The organism is Herbaspirillum autotrophicum (assembly GCF_001189915.1).
GTDB classification, from domain to species: domain Bacteria; phylum Pseudomonadota; class Gammaproteobacteria; order Burkholderiales; family Burkholderiaceae_D; genus Herbaspirillum; species Herbaspirillum autotrophicum.
In genome coordinates this window covers 123,971-137,904 of record NZ_LFLS01000011.1, presented here as the reverse complement: position 1 = coordinate 137,904, position 13,934 = coordinate 123,971, and the positions used below count along the sequence as shown (strand labels likewise).

Genomic DNA, 13,934 nt, shown 5'->3' with positions numbered 1-13,934 from the left:
AAAATTCATTCGGCACCGGAAATGAATTGCAGGGCGGCGGCTTTTTGCGCCATGTCGTGATCGGAATCGGCGAATTGTGCCGCGACCGCCCGGAATTGATCCACGCAGGCGAAGAAAGCATCGCAGACGTCGGGATCGAAATGCTTGCCGTGTCCTTCGCGCATGATGCGTGCGGCTTCTTCGTGCGACATGCCATTTTTATAAACGCGCCGGCTGATCAGGGCATCGTAGACATCCGCCACCGCCATGAGCCGCGCGGAAATGGGGATGTCGTCTCCCGCTTTGCCTTCGGGATAGCCGGAGCCGTCCCATTTTTCCTGATGGCCGTAGGCGATTTCCTTTGCGAGATGCAGAAATTCGACATTCATGCCCAGTTGTTGCTCGGCATGCGCGATCGCATCGCGCCCAAGGGTGGTGTGCGTCTTCATGATTTCGAATTCTTCCGGCGTGAACTTGCCCGGTTTGAGCAGAATCCGGTCGGGAATGCCGATCTTGCCGATGTCGTGCAAAGGCGCCGACTTGAACAGCAGCTTGATCGTTTCATCATCGAGAAAATGACGGAAGCGCGGATGGTCGCGCAGGTGCTCGGCCAATATCTTCATGTAGTACTGGGTGCGGCGGATGTGGTTGCCCGTTTCGTTGTCGCGTGTTTCGGCCAGCGAGGCCATCGCGTGGATGGTCACATCCTGAATGGCCAGGACTTCGAGTGTACGCCGGGCGACTTCCTGCTCCAGATAGTCGCTCTTGTCTTTCAGGAAATCAGCCGCGGCTTTGACCTTGAGTTGCGTCTCCACGCGCGCCAGCACGACCGGCGGACTGATGGGTTTAGTGATGTAGTCCGCAGCACCCATCGTAAGTCCACGCGTCTCGTCGGCAGTCGATGCCATCGCGGTCAGGAAGATGATGGGGATGTCCCGTGTGTGCGGGTCGCTCTTCAGGACCTGCGCCACTTCGTGCCCCGACAGGCCGGGCATCATGATGTCGAGCAGGATCAGGTCCGGCAATGGATTGGACTGTGCGATGCGCAAGGCCTTCTCGCCATTGTTGGCGATCTTGACGACGTACCGGTCGCCCTCTTTGAGCAGATTGGCCATCAGCAACAGATTGTCCGGGCTGTCGTCGACAATCAGAATGATCGGTTTGCGGGAAAACTCGAGTGCAGGTTCCATGGCTTGCTCCGGGACAGGGCGTGGCTGTTATTTGTTATGTTGATGTTGCGTGTCTCGCCGGCATCCCTCATCACCTACGTTACTGGCTGTTAACCGCTGAGGTTGATTATTGCAAGCTTGGTGACAAGTAATGTAGCAGAACAATAGTTGCTTCATAGCTTGTTCAGCGACTTATCTGAAAATTTTATCTATGCATTGCCGGATGTTTTGGTGCCTTCTGATCTCCGCAACCTGCTGCATTCTTAGCTCTATCTTATGGAGGCAAACGAAATCATTTCTCATGAGAAACATTAATTCTGCAGTATGGTCGAACTCGTTTTCCCATGAGGACGGATTTTTACGAGGCCCAGATGTCCGCTGTTGGCCGAGGCTGTGTAAAAACGTTAGAATTTTTAACCGACTGAAAAATCGACCTCTCAGATCGGTCGCTATTCAATTTTCTCGATGTTGGGAAGGGTCTCCCTACTAATGGTTTTTTTGAAAATTTGCGTTTTTACACAGCCTCGGCCGATTGCAGACTTTGAAAACTAATTCAAGTATCTGCCTATCGAGCACGTCTAACCTGGTGCTCCCGCATCCATTTGAATACCTGGTTGGTATTGAGATCGTGGACGCGGGCAACTCGGGATACAGACGCGCCTGGAGCGAGCGCTTCTTCGACGATTACCTTCTTCTGCTCGGCAGAAAAGGAACGGCGCTTCGGCTTTGCCGAATTAGATTCGGGAGGTAGGTAAGGCATGGTGTCCGCCATTTAGATCGCGGACATCATCGTCGCCGACGATAGCGTCAGTGTCTAGACGGTTGTGAACTGACGCTTACCGACAACGTCACTCCGTCGCGTCTGCAAACTTCGCTAGCAATAAAAACCCGAGCCAGGGCGTGTGCTATACACACTTTCACCAGTGCGAGGTTCTCGCTTCGAGTGCGTTGGCTCAGCAGGTCCGTAAAGAGTTTGACGACATCAAGCCACTTATAGCTAGTTCGGCGAAGGTGACCATAGTCCCGCTGTAGCCATCGATGTAGACCGCTGTGCGAATGCTTTTTTCTTCTGGCGCAAATACTCTCTAGATGTAAAGAAGCCGCCCCGAGGAGCGGCTTCTTCGTCCGAAGCGAGGCCAACTTAATGACGACACAAGGAATGAGTGGTAAGTGAAATCATATGGGCAAGTAACTTACTCGTCAACAAAAACTGGCGTCATTATCAATGCGTTTTCGCAATTATGGGTCGTGTCGAGCTCAAGTTAAGAAGTGACTCGTAAGCCTAAAAGTAATATGGAAACATTATTTTGGTGATTTTTGATATAGGCAAGCTCAAGAAAATTGAGGGTCGGCTGGCTACTTTTGGAACCGGATATCTGTTGCGAGTAGGCAATTCTGATGAGGCCCATCGGATCGCGATGGAATCATCTCGTATGACACAGCATTGATCTTGAACACTACCACGGCCACGTTCGAGTTAGTAATTTGCACGTCAAACTTTGGCTTCCAATCAGCCCAACTCCGTTCTTCGTCACTACCTAAGCAATCAGGTAGGAGATTGGAGTGATCGACGTGGCATTATTAGGAATTATTCGGCGCTGGCACCTGCGTGACCAGATATCGCTAAGAGAGATCGCCAAGCGCCTTGGCATCTCCAGGAACACAGTTAGACGCTACCTGCGTTCAGAAACCATAGAGCCAGCCTACGCAGACCGGCGTTCGGCCAGTGCTTTGGATGTGTACGCCTTCAAGCTATCTGCCTGGCTTAAAACTGAATCTACTAAATCCAGGAAGCAAAAACGCAGTCTCAAGCAGATGCATGCAGATCTATGCGTACTGGGATTTGAAGGCTCTTATGATCGCGTTGCCGCGTTCGCTCGGCAATGGAAAGTGGATCAATTAGATAGGGTCAATTCTGCAAGCAAAGGGACAGTCAGCGCTCGAAATCGGCACTGCTAGTACTCGATCTGTAATGGACATGTCCATAGGGCTGCCTTCAGATGAGTACCTCTGGTAACTGTTCTACTATTTCGTTTATGCCATTTTCCTCATGAAATAAGTCGAAAAGAACGGATCGGAGCCAAGCCAGACCTGGATCATTTTCGTTGATTCGGTTCCATTGCATGATTTCGACCAAGGGAGGAATGTCAATCGGCGAATCTAGGATTTTAATAGGTAACCAACTTGTGTAGAGCCCAGCGAGTTTTCTCTGGATCAAGGCTAGATGAGGCGTGCGCGCTACAGCTTGGGGAAGGTGTCCGTATTGAGGAACAGCGCCGGCCACCTTCCGTTGCATATTTATCCGCCGAATTGCCCATTCGTCCATCGACACATAGATGTCGTGAATGGGCGCCTTAACGACATGAGTGCAGGAAAAAAAATCTTCCTTGGAGATTTGATCTGGACCTCTATTCGAAACGATGCAGACCCAATCGTCTTGCAACAATATCGTCGATGGATGCTTTTCAAAGCGATAAATTTCCGGAAGAACCAGAAGATCAACCTCGCCCCGATCAAGCGCATCTGAAAGCCCTGGTGTCAGCAACTGAAAATCGAGGACGATGGATGGGGCATGACGAGCACAATATTCAAGAATTATTGGTGCACATGTCAAAACGAAATAATCCGAAGCCGCCACTTTAAAGCAACGATTCGAACTTGCGGCATCAAAAATCTCAGCCCGCGCCGTCACTTGTTGAATCTGCAGCAAAATTTCACGGATGGGTGCTTTCAACAGACGTCCTCGCTCGGTCATCACCATCTTTCTGCCCATAGGAACCAGTAATGGATCTCCGAAATGATCGCGCAAACGACCCAGAGCGTTACTCATAGCCGATTGCGTTAAATGCATTCGTCTGCTTGCCTCCGAGACGCTAACCGTGTCCAGTAGCGTATCCAGTGCCACCAGCAAATTCAAATCTAGTTTGTCGAGTCGCATGACGGAGTTTCTTTCTATGTATTTATTTTATAAATACTATCGATGGATATAAGTAGTTTGTCAAATGGGTTGTGACTGCCTAATATCAGTTTCGCAACGCACCTATGGTGCATAGACATAAATCTAAAACAATTGACAGGAGACAGAATGAGCGGTCTTTCAATCCCGCGTGCCGTGTCAGCGGCCGCATCTTACGCGTCGGGGACGCAGTTTGCGCGCCGCCGCCGGACAGTGGCGTTGGTAGCGACGTGTTTCGTCGTTATTAGCAGCCTCGGTTTTTTAATTGTTACCTCCTGGCCACCTGTCTGGGCATCAGCAAGGATTAGCTCAGGACTTCCAGTTACCTGGTCTTTCGGTATCGGGATCACGCTCCCGTTTCTCTATTTTCTACTGATGCTCGGTTATATCGTTTTTATCAATGCCCAGGAGAAAGCGATAACTCCAATCGCTCAGGATCAAGCGGGAGCGGACAATGCAAAATAAGACAACGTGGTTCTACGTCCTGACCGCTTTTGGCTCCCTGCCGGTCACCGCCATGGCGGACAACGCCGGAGGTGCACGAGGATCGGCAAATTCGATTGGATTGGTATTTTTCGTTGCCTTCGCACTGCTGACACTAGGACTCACTTTCTACGCCTCCCGACGCACGCGCACTGCTGCTGACTTTCTTGCCACTGGTGGCATATCTAGCTGGCAGAATGGGCTGGCAATTGCCGGTGACTTTATCTCTGCAGCGTCATTCTTAGGAGGCACTGGTCTTGCCTATCAGGCTGGTTACGATTCTGTCTTCTTCATGATGGGTAGCGTGGCGGGTTGGCCTCTGTTGTTGATTCTGATTTCCGATCGGTTGCGGAATCTTGGAAAGTACACCTTCGTCGACGTCGTTGCATATCGCCTAGACGGGAGCCGGGTGCGCACACTGGCCGCAATAGGAACACTGCTCGTTGTGCTCCAATATCTAGTGGCGCAGATGGTCGGGGCGGGACGACTAATCGAGACCTTGTTCGGTTTGCCATATAGCTTCGCGCTCGTAATCATTGGCGTGTTGATGATGATTTACGTCATTTTCGGCGGGATGCTGGCCGCGACGTGGATTCAATCGACAAAAGCCGTTTTGCTCATAGTAGGCTTGATAGTGCTCGCGACGCTGGTTCTGAATCGATTTGACTTCAGCGTTGGCCAGATCCTTCTGCAAGCCGAGGCTGCACACCCACGCGGCGCGCAGATCTTCACCCCGGTGAATCTCGCGAAAGACCCCCTTGGATCGTTCTCGCTTGGTCTGGGATTGATGTTTGGTCTGCTTGGCCTGCCTCATCTGCTTATGCGCTTTTTCACCGTCCGCGATGCAGCGACCGCAAGAAAGTCGGTTGTGATTGCTGCCGCCATTTTCATCGGATTCACGATGACAGTAACTCTTCTTGGATTCGCAGCTATCCCGCTGCTTGTTCATAACAGTGAATTTCTTGGCCCCGACGGGAAGCTTATTGGCGGTATCAATATGGTTCCATTACACCTGGCCCGTCTTGTGGGAGGGGATATCTTGTACGGCTACATCTCCGCTGTGGTGTTTGCAACGATTCTTGCCGCAGTTGCCGGATTGATGATATCGGGCACATCGGCAGTTAGTCATGATCTTTACACAAACGTTTTTCGTAAAGGACGGGCCAATGACCGATCGATTATTCTGTGCTCCCGCGCCACCGTCGTTGCACTTGGCATTGTGTCGATGATCATGGCTTTCGCCCTCGGCTCCGAAAGTTTGCCAATGCTCATAGCGATGGCATTCGCTGTCGCTGCAAGTGTGAATTTTCCGATTCTTATCCTCGCGTTGTACTGGCGTGGTCTTACCACCCGTGGTGCACTTCTTGGCGGTGGAGCTGGTCTTCTGTCCTCGGTGACGTTGATCATCCTTGGTCCTACGGTTTGGGTCGCAGCTTTGCATCATCCGGCGCCGATATTCCCAGTGGGGAATCCGACACTGTTCTCAATGCTGATCGCGTTTGCTGCATGCTGGATTGGAAGCGTCACCGATAAATCTACTCGAGGTAAAGAGGAACGGTCGAGATTTGACGAGCAACTGTACAGGTCAACCACCGGCATTGGTGCCGAAACTCCATCCGGCCACTGAGATAACTATGTCACGAAATCGTGAGCTTCTTGAACGCTTCTATCGCAGGGAACGTTCAGCCTTATACGACAACATGCATTCCGACTTTCGGTGCCATACGCCAGGAGGCAGTCAGATCGCGGGAATTTTTCATGGCGCTGAAGGAATGCGTTCTCACGTCGAACAAATGCAGCAACTCACGGGCTCGACCTTTCGACCGCACGACAATGGTTTCTTTACTGCCGATGAGAACTGGGGGGTGGTTCCTGTGCATCTATTGGCCGAGCGCGATGGAAAATGCCTCGATATGCCCGCGTTTGGTATCTGGCGCTTTCAAGACGGGCTCTTTATCGAGCATTGGGAGAATCCGTGGGATATGAAGGAATTTGACGCTTTCTGGGGATGAGAGCGGCATTAAGCAAGGCAAGAAATAGATAGAAAAAAATAAATTGACCAATTTGAGGAGACATATGACCAAGGTATTGAATCGCTGGACGCTGCTGGCCGCAATCGGCTTATCGGCCACCGCATCCGCACAATCTTCCGTGACGATCTACGGCATCATCGATGCCGGAACTACTTACGTTAGCAATGCTGGCGGAAAAAGCAAGGTCGTACTGACAAGCGGCATCCTTCAACAATCGCGCCTGGGCTTTAAGGGGACGGAAGACCTAGGAGGTGGCTTGAGCGCCGTTTTTACGCTTGAGAACGCGTTCAATGTTGACGACGGCTCTATCGCCAACGACGGCACGTTCTTTTCGCGTCAGTCGTGGGTAGGATTGAAAGGTGCCTCCGGCGCAATCATGCTTGGTCGCCAGCCAACTGTAACCAGCGACACAATCGGTCGCTACACGTCTGCGATGTTGCTCTTTACGAGCTACTTGACAACCCATCCGGGTGACTACGATCAAACATTGACCCTTCCAGTGCAGAACTCGATCAAATATGTCTCCCCGGTCATTAGCGGATTCAGTGGTGAAGCGCAGTACGTGTTCGGCGAGGTTGCGGGAACCGCTTCGAAGAACGCTCAATTCAATGTGGGTGGAAACTATGTGAACGGAAATCTGAGCATCGGTGCGTCCTATTTACGTGCCAATGGCTTCAACATCGGCAGTGGTGGTTTGTTGTCAGCGGCAGCGAATCCCTTTGGCGCGACAAGTGCCAATGACATGTTCAAGAGTTTTGGTATTGGAGCGTCTTATCAGTTCAGCTCAAATTTTGTCAATGCGCTCGTTACTCAGTCCAAATTTGACCAAGGGCAATCGCTGGCGAGAACCTATGAAATTGGTTTTCGACATGATATTTCGCCACGCCTCATCTTTGGTGCTGACTATAACTACACCGACGTTTTCCACAAAGCCCGTCTTTCCATAGTTGGTGCAATGCTTGACTACAAGCTGTCGAAGCGAACAGACATCTACTTGGCCACCGCGTACGAACGAGTAAGCGGCAAGAACCAAAACGGGGGTGATCTCGTGGCGCAGTTGAACGGGATGACCGCCTCCGGATCATCCAACCAATTGGTTACGCATCTTGGCTTACGTCATTCATTCTAATTAAATTGACAAGGAAATATATCTGATGGAAGCGCAATCTAGTCCCGGCAAGCAAAAATTTGCACTCGGAACTTTCTCGAAGGGCGGAGGAGAGCATTTTGTTGGTGTTGTGCTGGACGAACAATTCGTTGTTCCGTTAGACCACTTTTGTGCATCGCTCGGCGTGAATGTGGCAGGAGTTCTGATGGATGGATTGTTGCCTTTCTGGGACCGGTTGCTTGATGTCATATCAATGGAAATCGCTTCGGTAGATTTGTCGAGGTATGCGATTTCTATTGGAGAGCTAACCATCTACTCGCCGGTCAGCCCTCGACAAATCATTTGTACCGGTGCCAATTACAAGAAGCACGTGATTGACCTGGTCGTCGCTCAGGGCGCGGGAGTTGATACCGAAGGAATGTCAGTGGACGAGCGTCGAGAACACGTTACTCGACGGGTTGAGCAACGGGCCAAGGATGGCATTCCTTATGCGTTCCCGAAGCTGATCTCGTCGCTGGCAGACCCTTTCTCCCAGATCACAATTCCCTCCGATGCGAAGCAGTTCGATTGGGAGCTCGAACTGGGCGTGGTAATCAGTAAACCGGCATGGCGGGTGCCGCGTAGTGAAGCTTTTAACTATGTGGCGGGATACACCATCGTAAACGATCTTTCGAGGCGGGAACTGATCTATCGGGATGATATGCGTGGAATCGGGACCGACTGGTTGCGAGCCAAGAGCGGACCTGGCTTCATGCCATGCGGCCCGTTTCTCGTCCCGCAGCGCTTTGTAGCAGATCCACAAGACTTGAAACTTCGTTTGACGGTGAATGGAAAGACGATGCAAAACGAGTCGACTGCGGACATGATTTTTGACATTGCTACCCAGATCGAATATGTCACCAGCTATGCCCGTCTACTGCCAGGAGACCTGCTCGCTACAGGTTCTCCGGCTGGGAATGGCATGCATCACGGAGTATTTCTACAAGCGGGCGACGTCATGACCGGGGCCATCGAGGGTCTCGGAATGCAGCGCAATACATTTGTAAAGGAACGCAATTAATATGGCTATCACTGGAATCTCATCTCACGAGTATCGCGTCGCTGATCTGGAACGATCGACGGCCTTTTTCACGGAATTCGGTTTGCCACTGACTACATCGACGGACTCGCGGACGACGTTTTCTCTGCCTGATGGTACTTCCGTTCTGCTCATCAAAGATCCCGAAAACGCATCGGACGGTAAGAAGGTAGCGGCTAATCGGTCCGTGAGAACAGTGTTCGGTGTCGATACGAAGGAAAGTTTGGACCGGCTGGTCGCGGATCTGTCGCGCGACCGTCAGATGTCTATCGATGCCCACGGCACGGCATCGTTCAACTCCGATTGTGGAATCCAGCTGGGCCTGCAACTGTTCGTCAGGAAGTTGCCTGTTTGTGCACCCGACGCAATTAATGCACCGGGAGCCGTCCAGAGGATGAATACTTGGCGCAAATGGCGCATGAGCGCCAGACCTCGCACGATGAATCATGCTGTGTACGGAGTGGAGAATTATAAGGAGTCTTGGGATTTCTTTCGCCATCGACTAGGTTTCCGCTTGTCCGATCATTCGCGTGGCCTGGGCGTATTTTTACGTGCAGATGGTGCTCCTGAACACCACACCCTTTTCCTCGCTGATTGTCACTTCATGGGGCGAACCCACGGCCCAGGTCTGCAGCATGTATGTTTTGGAGTGGAAGACATTGATGAAATCATGGCCGGTGCAATGAACATGGAACGGGCGGGACATAAGAGTCACCTCGGACTAGGCCGTCATCGAATCGCGTCGGCGCTATTCTACTATCTCGATTGTCCGGCAGGCGGCGAGGCTGAATACGGAGGTGATACAGACTATCTCGACGATGGTTGGATTCCTCGCGAATGGTCGCCAGGTTTTGGCTTCATTACCTGGGCGAGTCACTTTCAGCAGTTTCTTCAAAAAACGCCCGAGCCTGAGGTGCGGTTTCTCACATCCGAGGATGATGTGTACTTAGATCCGATTGGTAGGTAATTATGCTTTGCCATACTTGCGGCTGCACGAACGTTACCGTGCCAAGGGGCGTCGAGTCCGATTCACAAGTTGACCTGACTGGATGCTATACAGTCGACATGCATTGCCATCTGTTCACTCCTGCCGTGGAAGCCCTTGTGGCTGATCACCCGCTGAAGTTGTGTGAGGCACAGGATCGCCTGCGGTTACTTGGATCTGAATCGGTGCGAACCAATCAGGCGATGTACCAAACGATTAGCAAGAAGTTGCACGACATCGATTTGAGGCTTGCGGACATGGAACGTCTGCGGATTGATCTCCAAGTACTTAGTCCGTCGCCAACTCAGTTCTACTACTGGGCAGACGAAGCGCTATCAGAAGAGATAGTAGAACTTCAGAACGAACACATCGCATCGGTATGCCATAACAATCCAACCCGTTTCGCGGGATTGGGAGCGATTTCGCTTCAATATCCGGAATTGGCAACGAGGCAGCTACGCGGAATTCAAGAGAAGCATGGCCTGCTCGGTGTGGAGATATCTTCGGATCCAACCGGTAATGGTTTGGATGACCCGCTCCTTGAACCGTTCTGGACGGAGGCTGCGCGACGTGGTCTCGTCATATTCCTTCATCCACTTGGCACGTCGTTGGGCGAACGCGTCAATAGGTATTACCTATCAAATATCATCGGCCAACCACTTGAGACGACTGTCGCTCTTGGACAAATGATCTATGGGGGCGTCTTTGATCGGCATCCTTTGCTGAAAGTCCTTGCTGCGCATGGTGGTGGTTTTTTGCCCTACTACTCGGGTCGTTTCGACCACGGATATGTAGTTCGCCCGGAATCACGGGTCAACGTGCAGGCACCGTCAAAATATCTCTCAAGGATTTTCTTCGACACGGTTGTCTACGATCACCTGACGCTACGCCATCTTGTCGATCGCGTAGGCATCTCACAAATTCTTGCGGGTACCGATTATCCCTTTGATATGGGTGAGTACCAATTACACAAGCTGGTCGGAGCTGTACCAGAAATCGATCATAAAGCGGGAGCTGCAATACTCGGTGGTAACGCAATGCGGCTCCTGGGACTCACCGAATCTCAAGTACCAAAAGGAGCTGCACAGTAATGATCTCGAAATACAAAAAAATTCTCGTTGTAGGTGGCGGAGTTGGAGGGTTGGTGGTCGCTGCGGCGCTCGGAAAATCTGGATTCGAAGTTGATCTCGTTGAATCAAAGAGTGAATGGGGTGTGCCCGGTGTCGGCTTGATTCAGCCAACAAATGCGCTGGCTGCTCTGGATAAGATAGGTGCTGCAGAAGAATGCCTTCAGCGCGGGTTTGCATACAGCGAGTATCGCTGGTTCAACGCGGATGGTAGTCTGATCCGAGCCGCTCCAGGGCCTCAGATTGCTGAGTTTCCAGCATACAACGGGATTAAGCGTGGCGATCTCCATGAAATTTTACTGGCAAGTGCGAAGCGGGCTGGTGCGAACATCATGCTTGGTACGCGGGTTACATCATTGGCGACGTTGGATGACCATGTTGAGTTGAGTCTGAGTAACGGAAAAGAATCGTCTTACGACTTGGTGATCGGTGCCGACGGCATCTATTCGGAAACGCGCAGTCGGCTTTTCGGTGAGCAAAGTACTCGCTTCACCGGCCAAAGCGCATGGCGCGTCAACCTGCCTCGGCCCAACGACATAACATGGGGGGCTATGGTCGTAGGAAATCACAAGAAGGCTGGCTTGATCCCGCTCAGCGCTGAGTCAATGTACCTGCTACTCGTGACCGAGGAAGAAGGAAATCCATACATGCCTCCCTCGGAACTCGATCGACTACTGCGTGAACGTCTCGCTGGTTTCGGCGGAATAATTCAGGACCTGAAAGAGCATATTGTCACGCCAGAATCCGTAGTGTATCGGCCAATGGAGGTCGTGATGCTTCCCCTCCCTTGGCATTCTGGTCGAACAGTTTTGATCGGCGACGCTGCGCATGCTTCCACGCCTCATCTGGGGCAAGGTGCCGCTATGGCGATTGAAGACGCGGTGGTGCTGGCCGACGTGATTGCACAAAACCTCCCTTGGCAGGAGACGATCAGCCAATTCATGCGTCGACGCTATGCCCGCGTAAATCTGATCCAGTCTGCTTCCATGCAGCTTGGAGAGTACGAACAAGGTCGTTGCCCGGACCTTGATGTCTTTAAATTGATGAGCGACGTCAAGATCGAAGCAACAAATCCAATTTGAATGAGAGCGTAGATGAAACTTGCAACTTTGAGGGATGGCACACCCGATGGCACGTTGAATGTCGTGTCTCGAGACTTGCGATGGGGCTTGGCTGTGCCAACCATTGCTCGGACGCTTCAGGAAGCGATCGATAACTGGGACAGTGTAGCTCCGCTGCTGGAGGCTACCTATGAAAAGCTGAATAGGGGAGACATCGCAGATGCACTTAGCTTTGCAGAGCAGATCTGGGAGTCGCCTCTGCCGCGTTCATGGCAATGGTTAGACGGTTCTGCTTTCCTCAGTCACTCAACGCTGTTCCGACGCATTGCAGGCAAAGTTCTACCAGAAAGCTATCGACAGGTCCCGTTGATGTACCAAGGCGGATCAGATCGATTTCTTGGGCCGGGCGATCCGATTCCTTCTTGCACGCAGTGGGGCACAGACTGCGAAGGAGAGATTGCAGTTGTGACTGCCTACGTGGCAATGGGCACTGATCCCATTGACGCACGTGAGGCCGTACGGTTGGTCATGCTAGCTAACGACGTGAGCTTACGTGAACTCCAAGGCCGAGAGCGTGACACTGGTTTTGGTTGGCTCCAGAGCAAGCCTGCGAGCGCATTCTCCCCGGTTGCAGTAACACTGGATGAACTTCAAGGGAGATGGAGCGACTGTAAGTTGCATGGGGAACTGACCGTAGAAATCAATGACGAAGTGCTCGGCCGGCCGAATTCTGGCAAAGATATGGCTTTCGACTTTGGGCAGTTGATTTCGCATGCCGCTCATACCCGTAACCTATGCGCCGGGACGATTATCGGGTCGGGTACAGTCTCAAACTATGATGCTGCAACAAGTGGCGTTGCATGTATCGCTGAAAAGCGATTTCTCGAGACGTTAGACGGACGGACTAGCTTCACCCCGTACCTTGCACCAGGGGACACCGTGCGCATTCGAATGCTTGACGAGTTCGGCCACTCGATTTTTGGTGAAATCAACCAATGTGTGATCAGTGCGCCGAAAAAGTCTGAAGAGATTGATGCAGTTTTACCTGGAGTTAGTCATGCCTAAGTTCATCGATATTTCTATGCCTCTTGAGAACGATGTGAAAAGTGACCCTGAGCTAGCCCGGCCGACGATCCAGTATATCGATCATGATATGTCTGTCGGACGTATCCAAACCTTTTTCCCCGATCTCCAACCTGGCGACTTGCCGGACGGTAAGGGGTGGGCGATCGAGCGAGTTCAACTGACTACGCATAATGGGACACACCTCGATGCCCCTTATCATTTTCATCCGACCATGAATCATCGTCGCAAACCGGGTGGCGAGCCAGCCTGGACGATTGACCAAGTGCCGCTGGAATGGTGCTTCGCCCCAGGTATCAAGCTGGATTTTCGCCACTTCCCAGATGGATACGTGGTGACGGTGGATGATGTTGACGCCGAACTCAGGCGCATCAGTGTGACTCTTAGTGAGGGAACGATTGTGTTGGTCAACACGGCCGCAGGCGCGGCGTACGGACGAGACGAATATGTAGACAAGGGCTGCGGAATGGGCCGGGAAGCGACACTCTATTTGCTTGAACGCGGTGTCCACATAACGGGAACTGACGCATGGAGTTGGGACGCTCCTTTCATCTATACAAAGGAAAAGGTCGACAAGACTGGTGATAACGGACTGATCTGGGAGGGACACAAGGCTGGCAGGGAAATCGCCTATTGTCATTTGGAGAAGCTGCACAATCTTGAGGCGCTCCCCTCTACAGGGTTCACAGTCAGTTGTTTCCCCGTAAAAATTAAGCGAGCTTCCGCTGGTTGGACTCGAGCAGTAGCCATTTTGGAATAGCAGGAGAACTTGCTCGACAAGGAATTCACCGTCACCTGTTTTCTGGTTAGGATCAAAGCGACATCGGCCGGGTGGATGCGCACTGTTGCAATCGTGGAGTAGAGAGGATTGG

At 51.9% G+C, this 13,934-nt stretch carries 13 protein-coding genes and 1 pseudogene; 11 read left to right on the top strand and 3 right to left on the bottom strand.

What is annotated here, in order from left to right; genetic code table 11:
* Positions 1-5 precede the first annotated feature (5 nt).
* Both AKL27_RS11025 and AKL27_RS28790 read right to left on the bottom strand, forming a co-directional pair.
* On the bottom strand, positions 6-1,169 hold the full coding sequence (locus AKL27_RS11025) for a response regulator (RefSeq protein WP_050462867.1): 1,164 nt from the start codon (positions 1,167-1,169) through the stop codon (positions 6-8).
* Positions 1,170-1,713: 544 nt separating this feature from the next.
* A complete protein-coding gene (locus tag AKL27_RS28790; protein WP_157056886.1) occupies positions 1,714-1,908 on the bottom strand; it encodes a transposase in 195 nt (64 codons plus the stop codon).
* 803 nt (positions 1,909-2,711) lie between these two features.
* Between AKL27_RS28790 and AKL27_RS27115 the strand changes: the two are divergent.
* Positions 2,712-3,080 (top strand): annotated as a pseudogene (locus AKL27_RS27115) (helix-turn-helix domain-containing protein); the annotation flags it as partial.
* 64 nt (positions 3,081-3,144) lie between these two features.
* Here the strand turns inward: AKL27_RS27115 and AKL27_RS11020 are convergent.
* Positions 3,145-4,086: a LysR family transcriptional regulator gene (locus AKL27_RS11020; RefSeq protein ID WP_050462866.1), complete on the bottom strand. Its 942-nt coding sequence runs from the start codon at positions 4,084-4,086 to the stop codon at positions 3,145-3,147.
* A gap of 147 nt (positions 4,087-4,233) precedes the next feature.
* Between AKL27_RS11020 and AKL27_RS11015 the strand changes: the two genes are divergently transcribed.
* The 10 genes from AKL27_RS11015 to AKL27_RS10970 all read left to right on the top strand — a co-directional run bounded on the left by AKL27_RS11015 (position 4,234) and on the right by AKL27_RS10970 (position 13,822).
* Positions 4,234-4,569, top strand: a complete 336-nt coding sequence (locus AKL27_RS11015) for a DUF485 domain-containing protein (protein ID WP_050462865.1) — start codon at positions 4,234-4,236, stop codon at positions 4,567-4,569.
* Positions 4,559-6,214: a sodium:solute symporter family transporter gene (locus tag AKL27_RS11010; protein ID WP_050462864.1), complete on the top strand. Its 1,656-nt coding sequence runs from the start codon at positions 4,559-4,561 to the stop codon at positions 6,212-6,214. The genes AKL27_RS11015 and AKL27_RS11010 overlap by 11 nt, the downstream gene beginning before the upstream one ends.
* A 7-nt stretch (positions 6,215-6,221) precedes the next feature.
* Positions 6,222-6,599, top strand: a complete 378-nt coding sequence (locus tag AKL27_RS11005) for a nuclear transport factor 2 family protein (RefSeq protein WP_050462863.1) — start codon at positions 6,222-6,224, stop codon at positions 6,597-6,599.
* Positions 6,600-6,663: 64 nt separating this feature from the next.
* The gene (locus tag AKL27_RS11000) at positions 6,664-7,749 is read left to right on the top strand and encodes a porin (protein ID WP_050462862.1); all 1,086 of its coding nucleotides are present in this window, start codon (positions 6,664-6,666) and stop codon (positions 7,747-7,749) included.
* A gap of 25 nt (positions 7,750-7,774) precedes the next feature.
* Positions 7,775-8,788, top strand: coding sequence for a fumarylacetoacetate hydrolase family protein (locus AKL27_RS10995; RefSeq protein WP_050462861.1), 1,014 nt, complete (start codon positions 7,775-7,777; stop codon positions 8,786-8,788).
* 1 nt (position 8,789) lies between these two features.
* A complete protein-coding gene (locus tag AKL27_RS10990) occupies positions 8,790-9,773 on the top strand; it encodes a VOC family protein (protein WP_050462860.1) in 984 nt (327 codons plus the stop codon).
* Between the two features lie 98 nt (positions 9,774-9,871).
* Positions 9,872-10,882: an amidohydrolase family protein gene (locus AKL27_RS10985; RefSeq protein ID WP_198155940.1), complete on the top strand. Its 1,011-nt coding sequence runs from the start codon at positions 9,872-9,874 to the stop codon at positions 10,880-10,882.
* Positions 10,882-12,000, top strand: a complete 1,119-nt coding sequence (locus AKL27_RS10980) for an FAD-dependent monooxygenase (RefSeq protein WP_050462858.1) — start codon at positions 10,882-10,884, stop codon at positions 11,998-12,000. The genes AKL27_RS10985 and AKL27_RS10980 overlap by 1 nt, the downstream gene beginning before the upstream one ends.
* 12 nt (positions 12,001-12,012) lie before the next feature.
* Positions 12,013-13,044, top strand: coding sequence for a fumarylacetoacetate hydrolase family protein (locus AKL27_RS10975; protein ID WP_050462857.1), 1,032 nt, complete (start codon positions 12,013-12,015; stop codon positions 13,042-13,044).
* Positions 13,037-13,822, top strand: a complete 786-nt coding sequence (locus tag AKL27_RS10970; RefSeq protein ID WP_050462856.1) for a cyclase family protein — start codon at positions 13,037-13,039, stop codon at positions 13,820-13,822. Before AKL27_RS10975 ends, AKL27_RS10970 begins: the two co-directional genes overlap by 8 nt.
* Positions 13,823-13,934: the final 112 nt, after the last annotated feature.